The sequence below is a fragment of the Streptococcus sp. Marseille-Q5112 genome, from assembly GCF_916700555.1.
In the GTDB taxonomy this organism is placed as follows: Bacteria; Bacillota; Bacilli; order Lactobacillales; family Streptococcaceae; genus Streptococcus; species Streptococcus symci.
In genome coordinates, this window is sequence record NZ_CAKAKP010000004.1 from 14,783 (window position 1) to 32,735 (window position 17,953).

16 protein-coding genes are annotated in these 17,953 nt (G+C 36.0%); 12 read left to right on the top strand and 4 right to left on the bottom strand.

Annotated elements, in window-relative coordinates:
* Positions 1-29 precede the first annotated feature (29 nt).
* Together LG372_RS03320 and LG372_RS03325 are read right to left on the bottom strand one after the other, a co-directional pair.
* A complete protein-coding gene (locus LG372_RS03320; protein WP_225742129.1) occupies positions 30-2,573 on the bottom strand; it encodes a YfhO family protein in 2,544 nt (847 codons plus the stop codon).
* Between the two features lie 61 nt (positions 2,574-2,634).
* A complete protein-coding gene (locus tag LG372_RS03325) occupies positions 2,635-4,257 on the bottom strand; it encodes an ATP-binding cassette domain-containing protein (RefSeq protein WP_000958774.1) in 1,623 nt (540 codons plus the stop codon).
* A gap of 205 nt (positions 4,258-4,462) precedes the next feature.
* Here LG372_RS03325 and trpS point away from each other — a divergent pair, with 205 nt between their 5' ends.
* Positions 4,463-5,488, top strand: a complete 1,026-nt coding sequence (gene trpS, locus LG372_RS03330) for a tryptophan--tRNA ligase (RefSeq protein ID WP_225742130.1) — start codon at positions 4,463-4,465, stop codon at positions 5,486-5,488.
* A gap of 151 nt (positions 5,489-5,639) precedes the next feature.
* A complete protein-coding gene (guaB, locus tag LG372_RS03335; protein ID WP_225742131.1) occupies positions 5,640-7,118 on the top strand; it encodes an IMP dehydrogenase in 1,479 nt (492 codons plus the stop codon).
* Between the two features lie 50 nt (positions 7,119-7,168).
* Here guaB and recF read toward each other — a convergent pair whose 3' ends face one another.
* The gene (recF, locus tag LG372_RS03340; RefSeq protein ID WP_225742132.1) at positions 7,169-8,266 is read right to left on the bottom strand and encodes a DNA replication/repair protein RecF; all 1,098 of its coding nucleotides are present in this window, start codon (positions 8,264-8,266) and stop codon (positions 7,169-7,171) included.
* Between the two features lie 2 nt (positions 8,267-8,268).
* On the bottom strand, positions 8,269-8,637 hold the full coding sequence (yaaA, locus tag LG372_RS03345; protein WP_000455892.1) for a S4 domain-containing protein YaaA: 369 nt from the start codon (positions 8,635-8,637) through the stop codon (positions 8,269-8,271).
* A 158-nt stretch (positions 8,638-8,795) separates the two neighbouring features.
* Here yaaA and yfmF point away from each other — a divergent pair, with 158 nt between their 5' ends.
* The 10 genes from yfmF (at position 8,796) to pcsB (ending at position 17,892) form a co-directional block, all read left to right on the top strand.
* The gene (yfmF, locus tag LG372_RS03350) at positions 8,796-10,046 is read left to right on the top strand and encodes an EF-P 5-aminopentanol modification-associated protein YfmF (RefSeq protein WP_225742133.1); all 1,251 of its coding nucleotides are present in this window, start codon (positions 8,796-8,798) and stop codon (positions 10,044-10,046) included.
* Positions 10,043-11,326, top strand: a complete 1,284-nt coding sequence (yfmH, locus tag LG372_RS03355; RefSeq protein WP_225742134.1) for an EF-P 5-aminopentanol modification-associated protein YfmH — start codon at positions 10,043-10,045, stop codon at positions 11,324-11,326. Before yfmF ends, yfmH begins: the two co-directional genes overlap by 4 nt.
* A gap of 41 nt (positions 11,327-11,367) precedes the next feature.
* Positions 11,368-12,198, top strand: a complete 831-nt coding sequence (rodZ, locus tag LG372_RS03360) for a cytoskeleton protein RodZ (protein WP_225742135.1) — start codon at positions 11,368-11,370, stop codon at positions 12,196-12,198.
* Between the two features lie 10 nt (positions 12,199-12,208).
* Positions 12,209-12,754, top strand: a complete 546-nt coding sequence (pgsA, locus tag LG372_RS03365) for a CDP-diacylglycerol--glycerol-3-phosphate 3-phosphatidyltransferase (protein ID WP_061589682.1) — start codon at positions 12,209-12,211, stop codon at positions 12,752-12,754.
* Positions 12,751-13,578, top strand: a complete 828-nt coding sequence (locus LG372_RS03370) for an energy-coupling factor ABC transporter ATP-binding protein (protein ID WP_084926943.1) — start codon at positions 12,751-12,753, stop codon at positions 13,576-13,578. The genes pgsA and LG372_RS03370 overlap by 4 nt, the downstream gene beginning before the upstream one ends.
* Positions 13,563-14,402: an energy-coupling factor transporter ATPase gene (locus tag LG372_RS03375; RefSeq protein WP_225742136.1), complete on the top strand. Its 840-nt coding sequence runs from the start codon at positions 13,563-13,565 to the stop codon at positions 14,400-14,402. Before LG372_RS03370 ends, LG372_RS03375 begins: the two co-directional genes overlap by 16 nt.
* Positions 14,395-15,189 (top strand): energy-coupling factor transporter transmembrane component T family protein, encoded by a 795-nt coding sequence (locus LG372_RS03380; protein WP_225742137.1) that lies wholly within the window; start codon positions 14,395-14,397, stop codon positions 15,187-15,189. Before LG372_RS03375 ends, LG372_RS03380 begins: the two co-directional genes overlap by 8 nt.
* A 58-nt stretch (positions 15,190-15,247) precedes the next feature.
* Positions 15,248-16,066, top strand: coding sequence for a rod shape-determining protein MreC (mreC, locus tag LG372_RS03385; RefSeq protein ID WP_049509635.1), 819 nt, complete (start codon positions 15,248-15,250; stop codon positions 16,064-16,066).
* The gene (gene mreD, locus LG372_RS03390; RefSeq protein WP_042751844.1) at positions 16,066-16,560 is read left to right on the top strand and encodes a rod shape-determining protein MreD; all 495 of its coding nucleotides are present in this window, start codon (positions 16,066-16,068) and stop codon (positions 16,558-16,560) included. Before mreC ends, mreD begins: the two co-directional genes overlap by 1 nt.
* A gap of 93 nt (positions 16,561-16,653) precedes the next feature.
* Entirely contained in the window at positions 16,654-17,892 is a 1,239-nt protein-coding gene (pcsB, locus tag LG372_RS03395; protein ID WP_004269801.1) for a peptidoglycan hydrolase PcsB, read from the top strand.
* Positions 17,893-17,953: the final 61 nt, after the last annotated feature.

Below are 17,953 nucleotides of genomic sequence, written 5' to 3' on the forward strand. Positions count from 1 at the left end.
AAAATCGACCGATTAACTGGTCGATTTTTTTATGCCTTAGATGACTTTCGTCTGTGATGATAGATTACAAATAGTAAGAGAGAAGTAAGGGAACAGATTGCTCCAGTAATAAACCCATTGGGAATAAAGGAAAGTGTAATAGTTCCTTTCCCCTTAGGAACGTCAACTTTCATAAAGCCAGTTTGAGCTTGTTTAATTTCTATTTTCTTACCATCTTGGTAGGCAGACCAACCTTTGTCATAAGGAATGGTGAAGAAAATGGATGTATCTTGTTTAACATCATATCTAGCAAAAACCTTGTTTTTAGAAGTCGATACCGTTACTGGTTGTTCTTTAATTTTTTGAATTGCCTCAGTTAAAGTTTGGGTATCTAAACGGTAGAAGGTAGGAGATTCAAATGATACTTGTGAATTTCCAGGAAAACTAACATGAATATTGAAAGTTTTTTTCTCTTTTGTATAGCCTAGATTAAAGAAGGAGAAGGCATTATCAGTTGTAAAAATCTTTTTTTCACCATTTACAAGAATGTCAACCTTCTTTTGTTTGTCATTAGAAAAGTGAAGGTTTGTGAAAGAAAGATAAACTTGGCTGTTTTCTGGTACTTCAATTTGATACTGGATTGCTGCATCCTCATTTGAAGAACTTTTAATACTAATCAAATCATCAGTATTTTCAGTTTTTTCATAAGGTATTGGAGAAAAATAATCAAAATTGACATTAGCAAGTTGATTTAAAAACGAGGCCTGATTATCTAGAGTGTGTTCAGTGAACTTGACATCATTGTAAACAGATTGACTAGCAAATGCAATCGGAAGAGAGTATTGATTTTCATATAGGGTAAGATTATCTTTTTGATAGATATCTTTAAAACCATACTTATCAATAGGACTGTCTGAGATATTGTACTGGATACCAAATAAACTATCAGCCAAAATACTATTATTTGCATAGCGGAGATTGAGATTAGTCCCAGAGGATTTAAACCCAAGTTTATCCAAAGTAGAGCTTGCTGAACGATTTCGAACAGATGAAAATTGAGATATTCCATTGTAGTTAAATTTCATACTATCATTCCCTGTCTGAGTTTGTAGTTTCTCAGTACGAGTAAATGGATCCTCAATATATGTTGAGAAAGATTCCATAGCTGGGATATCTCTACTATATGCACTTCGAGAAGCAAATCCCCATTCCTTTGCAATTCCGTCCATTTGAGATGAAGCATTTAAACTTATTTCAACCATTATAAATAAAGAGATTAGAATGGCAAATAGATTTACAGAGATAAACTTTTTGATAAATGCAAGGAGTAAAAGCGAATAGACAACCAAAAATTCAAGAGTAAGCAGAATATTCAAATCTGTTAAAAAAGAATAATGCGATTTTAGATAGATGGTAGCTAAAAATCCTGTTACTACAAGAAAAAGCGAAACTAAAAAGTTCCAGATTTTAATTTCTCTTAGACGATTTAAGACTTCCGCTGCTGTGTAAATTAACAAGGTAGAGAAAATCCAAGCATAGCGATGTAAAAACATGTTTGGAGTATGCATGCCTTGCCAAAATAAATCAAGAGCTTCTATATAAAAGCTTTTAATTAAAAATGTAAAGAAGATTGCATAGATAAGTTTCACGTGAAACTTAATAGATTTCAGCGTAAAAAATAAAATAGTTAAAATAAAGGGAAGCAGTCCAACAAAAATCATTGGGATAGCCCCATACTTTGTTGTGTCAAAGGAACCAATGAATTGCTTAGCAAAGAGATCAAGATACCAGCTACTTTCAGTTTGAAACTTTGTAACTTCAGTTAATTTTTCTCCATGTGTCTGTAAATCAAATAGAGTAGGAAGAGTCAGAATCAAACTAGCCATACCAGCTAAAAAGGAGATAACTATGAAATCAAGAACAGATGATTTTCGAGTCTTAAAGTTCCACGAAATTTGACAGAGATACCAGAAAATAAGAAACAATACTGTCATATAGCCAAAATAATAGTTTTGGATAAATAAGATTGACAGACTTGTAAAGTACAATAGGAATTTCTTTTCAGTGATAAGTAGCTGTAAACCAGTTATAATTAAAGGAATCAAGATAAAAACATCTAGCCAGGTTTTTATCTCTAATTGACTGACAGTGAAACTCATCAGAGCATAGGAAGTAGATAAAGCTAGTTTTAAAGGCTTAGGAATCGATTTAAATAATTTATTTAAACTAAAGTAAGTTGACAGTCCAATCAATCCAAATTTTAAGAGAGTTGTCAGATAGACAGCATCTGGCATATTAGTTAGATCAAAAAAGTAAACTAGTGGTGAAAGGAAACTTCCCAAGTAATAACTAGATAGGGCATAGAAATTTAATCCGAGGCCACTTGTAAAGGTGTAAAACAGACTACCATTTCCATGTAGGATATTTCGTAAAGCTACATCAAAAATAACGTATTGATGAAACCCATCTCCTAATAGTGGAGATGTATCGCTATTCCAGTAGATACCTTGAGATAGATATACTCCTATCATAATGATTACGGGAATGATGAAAGAAACAAAATAGGTCCAATATGTTTTAAAAAATAATTTCATGTTACCTCATAAAATGTTAGAAAACTCAGCTGGTTAACCCAACTGAGTTTTGAAGTTTTATTTAGTCTTTCCAAAGTTCTTTAACTTTTGCTTGTACTTCTGCATTTTCTAGGAATTCATCATAGGTTTCATCGATACGGTCAATGACGCCATTTTTAGACAAGACAATGATATGGTTAGCTAGAGTTTGAATAAACTCGTGGTCATGGCTAGCAAAGATGATTGATTCTTTAAAGTTTTTTAATCCATCGTTCAAGCTTGAGATAGATTCCAAGTCCAAGTGATTGGTTGGATCATCAAGTACAAGGACATTTGATTTTAAGAGCATGAGTTTTGAAAGCATGACACGAACTTTTTCTCCCCCTGACAAGACATTTACAGGTTTGTTAACCTCATCTCCAGAGAAGAGCATACGGCCGAGGAAGCCACGTAGGAAAGTATTGTCATCTTCTTCTTTACTTGCGAATTGACGCAACCAGTCAAGGATTGACTCTCCTCCTGCAAAATCTGCCGAGTTATCTTTTGGCAAGTAAGAACGGCTAGTAGTTACTCCCCACTTGACAGTTCCTTCATAGTCAATGTCTCCCATGATTGCACGAATTAATGCAGTCGTTTGGATGTCATTCTGTCCAATAAGCGCTGTCTTATCACCTGGACGCAAGATGAAACTAATATTGTCTAGGATAGTTTCACCGTCAATCTTTACAGTTAGATTTTCTACTGTCAAGAGGTCATTACCAATTTCACGTTCTGCCTTAAAGTTGATAAATGGATATTTACGACTAGATGGCACAATCTCTTCTAGCTCAATCTTATCAAGCATTTTCTTACGTGATGTTGCTTGTCTTGATTTAGAAGCATTAGCAGAGAAACGAGCAACGAACTCTTGCAATTGTTTAATTTTTTCTTCTGCTTTGGCATTACGGTCTGCTAGCAATTTAGCAGCGAGTTCAGAAGATTCTTTCCAGAAATCATAGTTTCCGACATAGAGTTTGATTTTTCCGAAGTCAAGGTCGGCCATGTGAGTACATACTTTGTTTAAGAAGTGACGGTCGTGGGATACTACGATAACGGTGTTATCAAAATCAATCAAGAAGTCTTCTAGCCATGTAATTGATTGAATATCCAAACCATTGGTCGGCTCGTCCAAAAGAAGAACATCTGGTTTACCAAAAAGTGCTTTGGCGAGGAGAACCTTTACTTTTTCACCGTTGGCCAATTCGCTCATATTTTGATAGTGCAATTCTTCTGGGATATTTAGGTTTTGAAGGAGTTGAGAGGCTTCACTTTCTGCTTCCCATCCTCCAAGCTCGGCAAACTCTCCTTCAAGTTCGGCAGCACGCACTCCATCCTCATCTGAGAAATCTTCCTTCATGTAGATGGCATCTTTCTCTTTCATGATGCTATAAAGTTTTTCATTTCCCATGATAACAACATCAATGGCACGTTCATCTTCATAGTCAAAGTGATTTTGACGAAGAACAGAGAGACGTTCATCTGGACCAAGAGAGATGTGACCAGTAGTAGGTTCTATATCTCCAGCTAAAATTTTTAAAAAGGTTGATTTTCCGGCACCATTAGCACCGATTAATCCGTAAGTATTTCCTTCTGTAAATTTGATATTGACATCATCAAAAAGTTTGCGATCACTAAAACGTAGTGAAACATCAGATACTGTAAGCAATGTTTTTCTCCTATATGTGTAATATATTTATTCTACTAGAAAATACGGAAATATTCAAATTTTTATCTGTCAATTTTGTGTAAATTATATTTACAGTATACTTTACACAAATCCGTAAATAGCAAGACTGATTTATTTTGATAAATTACGGTTATTTCATTAAAAAAATGCTATAATTGAAGGGACTATATCGAAGGAGAATAAAATGATTAAACCCATTATTTTAACAGGAGACCGTCCAACAGGGAAATTGCATATTGGACATTATGTTGGAAGTCTCAAAAATCGAGTTTTATTACAGGAAGAGGATAAGTATGATATGTTTGTGTTCTTGGCTGACCAACAAGCTTTGACAGATCATGCTAAAGACCCTCAAACAATTGTAGAATCTATCGGAAATGTTGCTTTGGATTATCTTGCAGTTGGATTGGATCCAAATAAATCAACTATCTTTATTCAAAGCCAAATTCCAGAATTAGCTGAGTTGTCTATGTATTATATGAATTTGGTGTCATTGGCACGTTTGGAGCGTAATCCAACTGTCAAGACAGAAATTGCTCAGAAAGGATTTGGAGAAAGCATTCCGACAGGATTCTTGGTCTATCCAATAGCTCAAGCAGCTGACATCACAGCTTTCAAGGCTAATTATGTTCCTGTTGGGACAGATCAGAAACCAATGATTGAGCAAACTCGTGAAATTGTTCGTTCTTTTAATAATGCATATAACTGTGATGTCTTGGTAGAGCCGGAAGGTATTTATCCAGAAAATGAGAGAGCAGGGCGTTTGCCTGGTTTAGATGGAAATGCTAAAATGTCTAAGTCCCTTAATAACGGTATTTATTTAGCTGATGATGCGGATACTTTGCGTAAAAAAGTAATGAGTATGTATACAGATCCAGATCATATTCGAGTGGAAGATCCAGGTAAGATTGAGGGAAATATGGTTTTCCATTATCTAGATGTTTTTGGTCGTCCAGAAGATGCTCAAGAAATTACTGACATGAAAGAACATTATCAACGAGGTGGTCTTGGTGATGTGAAGACCAAGCGTTATCTACTTGAAATATTAGAACGTGAACTGGGTCCTATTCGTGAGCGCCGTATTGAATTTGCTAAGGATATGGGAGAAGTTTATAATATGCTTCAAAAAGGTAGTGAAAGAGCGCGTGAAGTTGCAGGTCAAACCCTATCTGAGGTTAAAGGAGCAATGGGACTTCATTACTTTAAATAAGTTTATTTTACAAGAAACTATCATTTCTATCTCGAAGAAAAGATAGTTTTTTATTTACCCCTGTAACATTTGACAAATTTTTATAGAATGGTATGATAGATACAATATAAAAAGAGTCAAGCTCAAAAAGAAAGAAAAGAGGAAACTTCGAATGTCTAATTGGGACACTAAATTTTTAAAAAAAGGTTTTACCTTTGATGATGTATTGCTTATTCCAGCTGAAAGTCATGTGTTGCCTAACGATGCAGATTTAACAACTAAATTGGCAGATAATTTGACTTTAAATATCCCAATTATTACCGCTGCCATGGACACAGTTACAGAGAGTCAAATGGCCATTGCTATTGCTCGTGCAGGCGGTCTCGGAGTTATCCATAAAAACATGTCAATTGCTCAACAAGCAGACGAGGTTCGTAAGGTAAAACGTTCTGAAAATGGAGTTATTATTGATCCGTTCTTCTTGACGCCTGAACATACAATTGCTGAAGCAGATGAGCTTATGGGTCGTTACCGTATAAGTGGTGTTCCAGTTGTTGAAACACTTGAAAATCGTAAATTGGTTGGTATTTTGACAAACCGAGATCTTCGTTTTATTTCAGATTATAATCAACCAATTTCAAACCATATGACTAGTGAAAATCTTGTTACTGCTCCTGTGGGTACAGACCTTGCAACAGCTGAGAATATTCTTCAAGAACACCGTATTGAAAAACTTCCTTTGGTAGATGAAGAAGGTCGTCTTTCTGGTTTGATTACTATCAAAGATATTGAAAAAGTTATTGAGTTTCCAAATGCCGCTAAAGATGAGTTTGGTCGTCTACTAGTTGCAGGTGCAGTAGGTGTTACTTCAGATACATTTGAACGTGCAGAGGCTCTTTTTGAAGCAGGGGCAGATGCGATTGTTATTGATACTGCACATGGTCATTCTGCAGGTGTCTTGCGTAAAATTGCTGAGATTCGTGCTCACTTCCCAGATCGTACTTTGATTGCTGGAAATATTGCAACAGCTGAGGGTGCACGTGCCCTTTATGAAGCGGGTGTAGATGTTGTCAAGGTTGGTATTGGACCAGGTTCTATCTGTACTACTCGTGTGATTGCAGGTGTTGGTGTTCCACAAGTAACAGCTATCTATGATGCTGCAGCTGTTGCGCGTGAATATGGTAAAACGATCATTGCTGACGGTGGAATCAAGTATTCTGGAGATATTGTAAAAGCCCTTGCTGCAGGTGGAAATGCTGTTATGCTTGGATCAATGTTTGCTGGAACAGACGAAGCACCAGGTGAAACTGAAATCTTCCAAGGACGTAAATTCAAGACTTACCGTGGTATGGGATCAATCGCAGCAATGAAGAAAGGTTCAAGCGATCGTTATTTCCAAGGTTCTATCAATGAAGCAAACAAACTTGTTCCAGAAGGAATTGAAGGTCGTGTTGCTTATAAAGGTGCGGCAGCTGACATTGTCTTCCAAATGATTGGTGGTATTCGCTCTGGTATGGGTTACTGTGGTGCAGCTAACCTTAAAGAACTACACGATAATGCTCAATTTATTGAAATGTCTGGTGCTGGTTTGAAAGAGAGCCATCCTCATGATGTACAAATTACTAATGAGGCACCAAATTATTCTATGTAAAAAACAATGAAAAGAACTCCCGTGAAAACAGGAGTTCTTTTACGATGTTGTCAATTTTGGTTTACAATAACTTTACCACCCTGAATAGTAAAGATACTTAGATTTTCTGGTAGATTTTGAAGATGATCTAAGCTTGTTGTTGTGATAAAGGTTTGGATTGACTGAGAAATCGTTTCTAATAATTTTAGTTGTCTAGTGTTGTCAAGTTCACTCATAACATCGTCAAGCAGTAATATTGGAGATTCTGTAGTAATGCTTTCCATTAACTCGATTTCTGCTAATTTTATAGAAAGGACGAGACTACGATGTTGACCTTGACTTCCGAAACTAGCATCCATCCCATTTATATAAAAAGAAATGTCATCCCGATGAGGACCAACACCAGTGTTCTTTTTAAATAAATCTCTGGACCTACTTTTTTCTAAAGCAATTTTGAAAGATTCTGATAAGTTTTCTTTGTCAGCTATCTTGACAGAAGATTGATAGGATATTGACAACTCTTCAATCTGATTAGAGAGTTCAAAATGTTTCTTACGACCAAATGATTCTAGTTTTTTTATGAAATCTAAGCGGTGATTCATTACACGACATCCATAATCAACTAGTTGATCATCTAAGACTGAAAGGAATGTTTCATCTATTTTTTGAGCTGATTTTAGATAGGTATTTCTTTGTTTAAGGATGTGGTTATAATTGGTTAAATCTGATAAATAGATTGGCTTAATTTGTCCAAGCTCCATATCAATAAATTTTCGTCGAATTGAAGGTGCTCCTTTAATTAGTTGTAAATCTTCAGGAGCAAATAAGACAACATTCATGTGTCCGACATAATCTGAAAGTCGTGCCTGTTTTAAGTGATTCACTTTTGTCACACGCCCTTTTTGTGTTAGTTCGATTTCGAGAGGAATGGATCCAGTTTTTTTCTGAACAAGACCTGAAAGATGAAGCTGTTCCTCATCAAAATGAATGAGATTTTTATCTGTTCGAGTTCGATGACTGCGTGTTAAGGCTAAAAAATAGATAGCCTCTAACATATTTGTTTTACCTTGTGCATTGCGTCCTAAAAAGACATTTAATTTAGGATTAAAGTCTATTTTCGTCTCTTTGTAGTTACGAAAAGTTTTGAGAGATAGGTGTTGTAGCCACATGATTATCTACCAGGGAATCGTGGAGCTTGTTTGCTTTTTGGTGATGAAGTAGGTTTAGAGTTGTCTTTTTTTACTCCCTTATTCATCTCCTTGACAAGTTTAGCGATTCGTTCTTTTTCAACTTTATCATCTTGGTATTCATCCTGTTCTTCAGAAGTAGGTTGTGTCAACAAGATGTCAATATTCATGTCAGGGATGTCAACTTTATCACCAATACGAAGTTTTTTACCACGACGATTCTCTAACTCCCCATTAAAGTAAACAGAATGTTCAGAGAGAAATGATTTGATAGCTCCTCCGCTATGTGTAATTCCAAGTTCTTTGAGTAGTGCTTGGAGGGTAATAAATTCTTCAAATAATTTGTATTCCATAATTCACCTCAATCTTTGGTATTATACCATATTTTCCTAAAAATAGTGAGAGAAACAAGGAATAATGTAAGCGATTTTTATTTCAAAAGTGTTACAGAGAACAAGAAAATTTCAGTTTTTCGTGATATAATAGAAGTCTGTATATAAGGAGGTAAATCATGGAGTTAGTGCATGGAATTTCAACACATTTTATCCAATCAAAAAAGTTTAAAACGAACAAAATTACCGTGCGTTTTACCGCTCCATTATCCCTCGATACGATTGCAGGTCGCATGTTGAGTGCGAGTATGCTAGAGACTGCTAATCAGATGTATCCCACTTCTCAAGATTTGAGAAGACACTTGGCCAGTCTATACGGTACAGATATGTCAACCAATTGTTTCAGAAGAGGACAAAGTCATATTGTAGAATTGATATTTACCTATGTTCGTGATGAGTTTTTAAGTAGGAAAAATGTGCTAACTTCTCAGGTTTTGGAACTTGTAAAAGAAACTCTTTTTTCACCCGTAGTAGTTGATAATGGGTTTGATTCGGCTTTATTTGAAATTGAGAAAAAACAATTGCTAGCAAGTTTAGCAGCTGATATGGATGATTCTTTTTATTTTTCACATAAAGAATTAGATAAGTTGTTTTTTTATGATGAACGTCTCAAATTGGAATATAGTGATTTACGAAATCGTATTTTAGCTGAAACTCCACAAAGTTCTTATTCTTGTTTCCAAGAATTTTTGGCCAATGATCGAATAGATTTCTTTTTCCTAGGTAATTTTAATGAGGTCGAAATTCAAAATGTATTAGAATCATTTGCCTTTAAAGGTCGAAAAGGAGATGTGAAGATTCAGTATTGTCAACCCTATTCCAATATCCTACAAGAAGGTATGGTTCGGAAAAATGTGGGACAATCCATTTTGGAATTAGGTTATCATTGCCCTTCTGAATATGGTGATGAGCAACATTTACCCATGATTGTAATGAATGGTTTACTTGGTGGATTTGCTCACTCTAAACTATTTACGAATGTCCGTGAAAATGCTGGATTGGCTTATACTATTTCAAGTCAGCTTGATTTATTTAGTGGATTCTTGAGGATGTATGCTGGTATCGATCGAGAAAATCGGAACCAGGCTCGTAAAATGATGAATAATCAACTGCTTGATTTAAAAAAAGGTTATTTTACAGAGCTTGAGCTAGAGCAGACCAAGGAAATGATTCGTCGGTCTCTGTTACTTTCTCAAGATAATCAAAGTTCATTGATTGAACGTGCTTATCAAAATGCCTTACTTGGAAAATCTTCAGCAGACTTTAAAGGTTGGATTGCAAAACTCGAGCAAGTTGACAAAGATGCTATTTGTAGAGCAGCTAGTAATGTGAAATTACAAGCAATTTACTTTATGGAAGGAATAGAATGACAAAGGTTGTTTTTGAAGAAAAATACTATCCAGCTGTAAAAGAAATGGTTTATCGAACTCGTTTGTCAAATGGATTGACAGTTGCTCTTTTGCCTAAAAAGGAATTTAAAGAGGTTTACGGGAGTGTAACTGTACAGTTTGGTTCGGTAGATACGCTTGTCACAGAAGTTGACGGAGATGTAAAACAATATCCTGAAGGAATTGCTCATTTTATTGAACATAAACTATTTGAAAGAGAAGATGCTAGCGATTTGATGTCGGCTTTTACGAGTCTAGGTGCAGATAGTAATGCCTTTACAAGCTTTACAAAAACAAGTTATCTTTTTTCAGCAACGGATCATTTTTTAGACAATTTAGACTTACTTGATGAATTGGTAACATCAGCACACTTTACTGAAGGTTCCATTTTAAGAGAGCAGGATATTATCCAGCAAGAACGAGAAATGTATCAAGATGATCCAGATTCGTGTTTATTCTTTTCAACTTTAGCGAATTTGTATCCAGGTACACCTTTAGCAACTGATATAGTTGGCAGTGAGGAGTCCATTTCCCAAATCAATCTAACTAATTTGCAAGAAAATTTTACAAGATTTTACAAACCTGTAAACATGTCTCTGTTTTTAGTTGGTAATTTTGATGTGGATCAAGTACAGGACTACTTTGAAAGAAAAGAACTGGAAGATTTAGATGTTCAGGATGTAGCAAGAGAAAAGTTTGTTTTACAAGATGTAAAGCAAACAGACAGTATGAGAATGGAAGTATCTTCTCCCAAACTAGCGATTGGTATTAGAGGTAAACAAGATGTTGCTGAGGCCGATTGCTATCGACATCATATTTTATTAAAAATATTGTTTGCAATGATGTTTGGTTGGACTTCGGATCGTTTTCAGAAATTATATGAATCAGGTAAAATTGATGCGTCCTTATCTCTTGAAGTTGAAGTAACAAGTCGCTTTCATTTTGTTATGTTGACAATGGATACAAAAGAGCCAGTTGCTTTATCTCATCAGTTTAGGAAGGCTATTCGTAATTTCACAAAGGATTTAGATATTACAGAGGAACATTTAGATATTATAAAAAGAGAGATGTTTGGAGAATTTTTCAGTAGCATGAACTCTCTTGAATTTATTGCAACGCAATATGATGCTTTTGGACAAGGTGAGACAATCTTTGATTTGCCGAAAATTTTACAGGAAATTACTTTAGAGGATGTCCTTGATGCTGGACATCATTTAATAGATGATGGTGACATAGTTGATTTTACAATATTTAAATCATAGCAACCTATCATAATCGACACTAGAAAGAAGGAATGACAAGTATGAGGAAAAAAACAATTGGTGAGGTTTTACGTTTAGCTAGAACCAACCAAGGGTTAACTTTAGAAGAATTACATAAAAAAACAGAAATTCAGTTGGATATGTTGGAGGCAATGGAAGCTGATGATTTTGATCAACTTCCTAGTCCATTTTATACTCGTTCTTTTTTGAGAAAGTATGCGTGGGCAGTTGAGCTAGATGAGAGAATTGTTTTGGATGCTTATGATTCTGGGAGCATGATTACTTATGAGGAAGTAGATGTTGATGAAGAGGAGTTGACAGGTAGGAGACGTTCAAGTAAGAAAAATAAGACATCATTTTTACCTTTATTTTATTTTATATTCTTTGCACTATCGATTGTCATTTTTGTGACTTATTATGTTTGGAATTATATTCAGACTCAACCGGAGCGTTCATCTGCGTCTAGTTATAGTGTAGTCCAAGCAACAAGCTCGACTAGTTCTGCAACTCCATCTTCAACTAGTAGTGATTCATCAAGTAGCTCTTCGAATATTGAACCAGTTATAAGTGTATCAGGTGAAGGAAATTATGTAGAAATCGCTTATAAAACAAGTAAGGAAACTGCAAAATTGCAATTATCGGTTTCAGATGCTAGAAGTTGGGTTAGTGTTTCAGAAAGTGAGCTTGAGGGTGGTGTGACCTTATCACCGGATAATAAAAGTGCGGAAACAACAGTTTCAACAAAAAATCCTGTGACCATTACTTTAGGTGTTGTCAAAGGTGTTGTTTTAACAGTAGATAATCAGACTGTTGATTTATCGAAATTAACAGCTCAAACTGGACAAATCACTGTAACCTTTACTAGAAATTAAGGAAAAACGAATGAAAAAAGAACAAATTCCCAATCTCTTAACAATAGGTCGAATTCTCTTTATACCTATTTTTATCTTTATTTTAACGATAGGAAATTCGCTAGAAAGTCATATAGTAGCAGCTATTATATTTGCTATTGCCAGTATTACCGACTATTTAGATGGATATTTAGCTCGTAAATGGAGTGTGGTTAGCAACTTTGGGAAGTTTGCGGATCCAATGGCGGATAAGTTACTAGTAATGTCGGCCTTTATTATGCTGATTGAGTTAGGTATGGCTCCAGCTTGGATTGTTGCAGTGATTATCTGTCGTGAGTTGGCTGTGACAGGTTTAAGGCTTTTATTGGTTGAAACTGGTGGAACGGTTTTAGCAGCAGCAATGCCTGGAAAAATTAAAACTTTCAGTCAGATGTTTGCCATTATTTTCTTGCTATTACACTGGACTTTGCTTGGTCAAGTTCTACTTTATGTAGCCTTATTTTTCACTATCTACTCTGGCTATGATTATTTCAAGGGTAGTGCCTATGTATTTAAAGGGACATTTGGTTCGAAATGAAATCAATAATTGATGTAAAAAATCTTTCTTTTCGCTATAAGGAAAGTCAGGAATACTATGATGTGAAGGATATTACGTTTCACGTGAAACGTGGAGAATGGCTTTCGATTGTAGGGCATAATGGTAGTGGTAAATCAACGACTGTCCGATTAATTGATGGCTTACTGGAAGCGGAATCTGGAGAGATTGTAATTGATGGCCAACGTTTGACTGAGGAAAATGTTTGGAATATACGTCGTCAAATCGGTATGGTTTTTCAAAATCCAGACAATCAATTTGTTGGAGCGACTGTTGAAGATGATGTAGCCTTTGGTTTGGAAAATCAGGGACTTTCTCGTCAAGAAATGAAAAAAAGAGTGGAAGAAGCTCTGGATTTGGTTGGCATGTTGGACTTTAAAAAGAGAGAGCCAGCTCGTCTGTCAGGTGGCCAAAAGCAACGTGTGGCTATTGCAGGTGTTGTAGCCCTGAGACCAGCTATTTTAATCTTAGATGAAGCAACGAGTATGTTGGATCCTGAGGGACGTAGAGAACTGATTGAAACAGTGAAAGGAATTCGGAAAGACTATGATATGACGGTCATTTCCATTACACATGATTTGGAAGAAGTTGCCATGAGTGATCGTGTGTTGGTCATGAAAAAAGGGGAAATTGAATCAACTAGTAGTCCAAGGGAGCTTTTCTCTCGAAATGATTTAGATCAAATTGGATTAGACGATCCTTTTTCCAATCAATTAAAACATTCTTTGAGCCAGAATGGCTATGATTTGCCTGAAAATTATTTGACAGAAAGTGAGCTAGAGGATAAACTATGGGAATTGCTCTAGAAAATGTGAGTTTTACGTATCAAGAAGGGACTCCCTTAGCTTCAACAGCTTTGTCGGATGTTTCCTTGACGATTGAAGATGGTTCTTATACGGCTTTAATTGGGCACACAGGTAGCGGCAAATCGACTATTTTACAACTTTTAAATGGTTTATTGGTGCCAAGTCAAGGAAGTGTACGAGTTTTTGATACCTTAATCACCTCGACTTCTAAAAACAAAGATATTCGTCAAATTAGAAAACAGGTTGGCTTGGTATTTCAGTTTGCTGAAAATCAGATCTTTGAAGAAACGGTTTTGAAAGATGTTGCTTTTGGACCGCAAAATTTTGGAGTTTCTGAAGAAGATGCGGAGCAGATTGCGCGTGAGAAACTGGCTCTGGTTGGAATTGATGAATCACTTTATAATCGTAGTCCGTTTGAGCTGTCAGGTGGCCAAATGAGGCGTGTCGCCATTGCAGGCATACTTGCCATGGAACCAGCTATATTAGTCTTAGATGAGCCCACAGCAGGCCTAGATCCCCTGGGAAGAAAAGAGCTGATGAATTTGTTCAAAAAACTCCATCAGTCAGGGATGACTATTGTCTTGGTAACACATTTGATGGATGATGTTGCTGAATATGCGAACCAGGTATATGTGATGGAAAAGGGACGTTTAGTTAAGTTTGGTAAACCTAGTGATGTCTTTCAAGATGTTGTCTTTATGGAAGAAGTGCAGTTGGGATTACCTAAAATTACAGCCTTTTGTAAACGATTGACTGATAGAGGCGTGTCATTTAAACGATTACCGATTAAGATAGAGGAGTTCAAGGAGTCGCTAAATGGATAGTATGATTTTGGGGCGTTATATCCCAGGGGATTCGATTATTCACCGATTGGATCCACGTAGCAAATTGCTTGCCATGATGCTACTGATTTTGATTGTGTTTTGGGCTAATAACCCCTTGACGAATCTAATTCTTTTTATAGCGACAGGGATATTTATTGCCTTGTCAGGAGTATCTCTTTCATTTTTTATTCAGGGCTTGAAGTCTATGTTTTTCTTGATTGCCTTCACAACTATTTTTCAACTGTTTTTCATTTCTAATGGGAATGTTTTATTTGAGTTTTCGTTTGTGAAAATCACAGATTATGCTTTGCAACAAGCTGGGATTATTTTTTGTCGCTTTGTATTAATTATTTTCTTTTCAACTTTGTTAACTTTAACTACCATGCCCTTAAGTTTGGCATCAGCTGTCGAAGCTTTGTTAGCGCCTTTAAAGCGTGTGAAAGTTCCAGTTCATGAAATTGGTTTGATGCTGTCTATGAGTTTGCGTTTTGTCCCAACCTTGATGGATGATACGACGCGGATTATGAATGCACAGAAAGCGCGTGGAGTGGATTTTGGTGAAGGAAGCATTGTTCAAAAGGTGAAGGCTATGATTCCCATTTTGATTCCTCTTTTTGCGACAAGTTTAAAACGTGCGGATTCCTTGGCTATTGCTATGGAAGCGCGTGGTTATCAGGGGGGGAAAGGCAGAAGTCAATACCGACAACTGAAATGGACACGAAAGGATACACTTACTATTCTTGTTATTCTCGGACTTGGTTGTTGCTTATTTTTCTTAAAATCTTAGTAGCTTTCAGGAATTCATAAAAAATTACTGTAACAGTTTTTGATATAAAGGTAGGGATATGAACCGTTTTAAAAAATCAAAATATGTCATTATTGTTTTTGTCATTGTTCTGCTTGTGTCAGCTCTCTTAGCGACGACTTATTCAAGTACAATTGTGACAAAATTAGGAGATGGAATCTCATTGGTTGATAGAGTTGTACAAAAACCTTTTCAGTGGTTTGATTCTGTCAAATCAGATTTGGCTCATTTGACACGAACATATAATGAAAATGAAAGTTTGAAGAAACAGATTTATCAATTAGAAGTTAAATCAAATGAGGCGGAAAGTTTAAAGACCGAAAATGAACAACTGCGCCAATTGCTTGATATGAAGTCCAAGTTGCAAGCCACAAAGACTTTGGCAGCAGATGTTATTATGCGTTCTCCGGTATCTTGGAAGCAGGAATTGACCCTGGATGCAGGCAAATCAAAAGGGGCTTCTGAGAATATGTTAGCCATTGCAAATGGTGGTTTGATTGGGAGTGTTTCAAAAGTGGAGGACAACTCTACTATGGTCAACCTTCTGACAAATACGGAAAATGCTGATAAGATTTCTGTTAAAATTCAACATGGTTCTACTACAATTTATGGGATTATTGTTGGCTATGACAAGGAAAATGAAGTTCTCAAAATTAGTCAATTAAATAGTAGTGGCGATATTAGTGCAGGAGATAAGGTGACCACTGGTGGATTAGGAAACTTTAATGTTGCTGATATTCCTGTTGGTGAAGTGGTTGCTACAACGCATAGTACGGACTATTTGACACGAGAAGTAACTGTTAAATTGAGTGCAGATACTCATAATGTGAGTGTGATAGAATTAGTGGGGAATTCATAATGAGACAGCTGAAGCGGGTTGGAGTGTTTTTATTGCTTCCTTTCTTTGTTCTAATTGATGCCCATATTAGCCAGCTTTTGGGCTCATTATTTCCCCACGTGCAGTTAGCTAGTCATTTTCTATTTTTGTTTCTCTTATTTGAGACGATTGAAGTATCAGAGTATCTCTATTTAGCCTATTGTTTTGTAGTGGGTTTGGTTTATGACATTTACTTTTTCCACTTGATAGGGATTGCGACTCTGTTATTTGTCCTGTTGGGGGCATTTCTCCATAAATTTAATAGTGTTATTTTATTGAATCGTTGGACGAGAATGCTGGCAATTATTGTCATGACTTTTCTATTTGAGATGGGAGCTTATATACTTGCAATAGTGGTAGGTTTAACTGTGGATAGTATGTCTTTGTTTATAGTCTATAGTTTAGTACCATCAATGATTTTGAACCTTATATGGATGATTACTTTTCAGTTTATTTTTGAAAAATTTTACCTATAAGAAAGAAATAAAAATGTAACAAAGGCGTAATATTCATTAGGCCTTTTTTTGGTATACTAGTAATGTCTTTAAAAGAAGGAGTATCTACGAAATATGAAGAAAAAAATCTTAGCGTCACTTTTACTAAGTACAGTAATGGTTTCTCAAGCAGCTGTTTTAACAACTGCGCATGCAGAAACTACTGATGACAAAATTGCTGCTCAAGATAATAAAATTAGCAACTTAACAGCACAACAACAAGAAGCCCAAAAACAAGTTGATCAAGTTCAGGAGCAAGTATCTGCTATTCAAACAGAGCAATCAAACTTGCAATCTGAAAATGATAGACTACAAGAAGAATCTAAAAAGCTTGAGGGTGAAATTACAGAACTTTCTAAGAATATTGTATCTCGCAATGATTCATTACAAAAACAAGCTCGTAGTGCTCAAACAAATGGAGCTGCAACAAATTACATCAATACAATTGTAAACTCAAAATCAATTACAGAAGCTATTTCACGTGTTGCTGCAATGAGTGAAATCGTATCTGCAAACAACAAAATGTTGGAACAACAAAAAGCAGATAAAAAAGCTATTTCTGAAAAACAAGTAGCAAATAATGATGCAATTAATACAGTTATTGCAAATCAGCAAAAACTAGCTGATGATGCTCAATCATTAACTACAAAACAAGCTGAGTTGAAAGCTGCAGAATTGAATCTTGCTGCTGAAAAGGCTACTGCAGAGGATGAAAAAGCAAGTTTACTTGAGAAAAAAGCTGCAGCAGAAGCAGAAGCTAAAGCAGCTGCAGAAGCAGAAGCAGCTTATAAAGCTAAACAAGCAAGTCAACAACAAAAAGTCGTTGCTTCTGGGAATACAACTTTTACAGCAGAAGTTCAAGCAGTATCAACTACTTCTTCGTCATCTAGTTCGTCTGAATCATCTTCAAGTAGTGCTTCAGCGGAATCAACAAGCTATACTCCTGCACCAGTGAAACAACATCCGACATACAGTACAAATGCATCAAGCTATCCTGTAGGTCAATGTACATGGGGAGTAAAAACTTTAGCACCATGGGCTGGTGATTACTGGGGTAATGGCGGTCAATGGGCTGCAAGTGCAGCAGCTGCAGGTTTCCGTACAGGTTCTACACCACAAGTTGGCGCGATTGCATGTTGGGATGATGGAGGATACGGTCACGTAGCAGTTGTTACAGCAGTTGAATCATCAACTCGTATTCAAGTTTCTGAGTGTAACTATGATGGAAGTGGAACTCAACCAATCGGAAATTATCGTGGATGGTTTAATCCGACAGCATCAAGAGGTACTGTAAGATACATTTATCCAAACTAATATACTGATTATTACTATACAAAGGGTGAGATCTTATTAATCTCACCCTTTGTATAGTGCT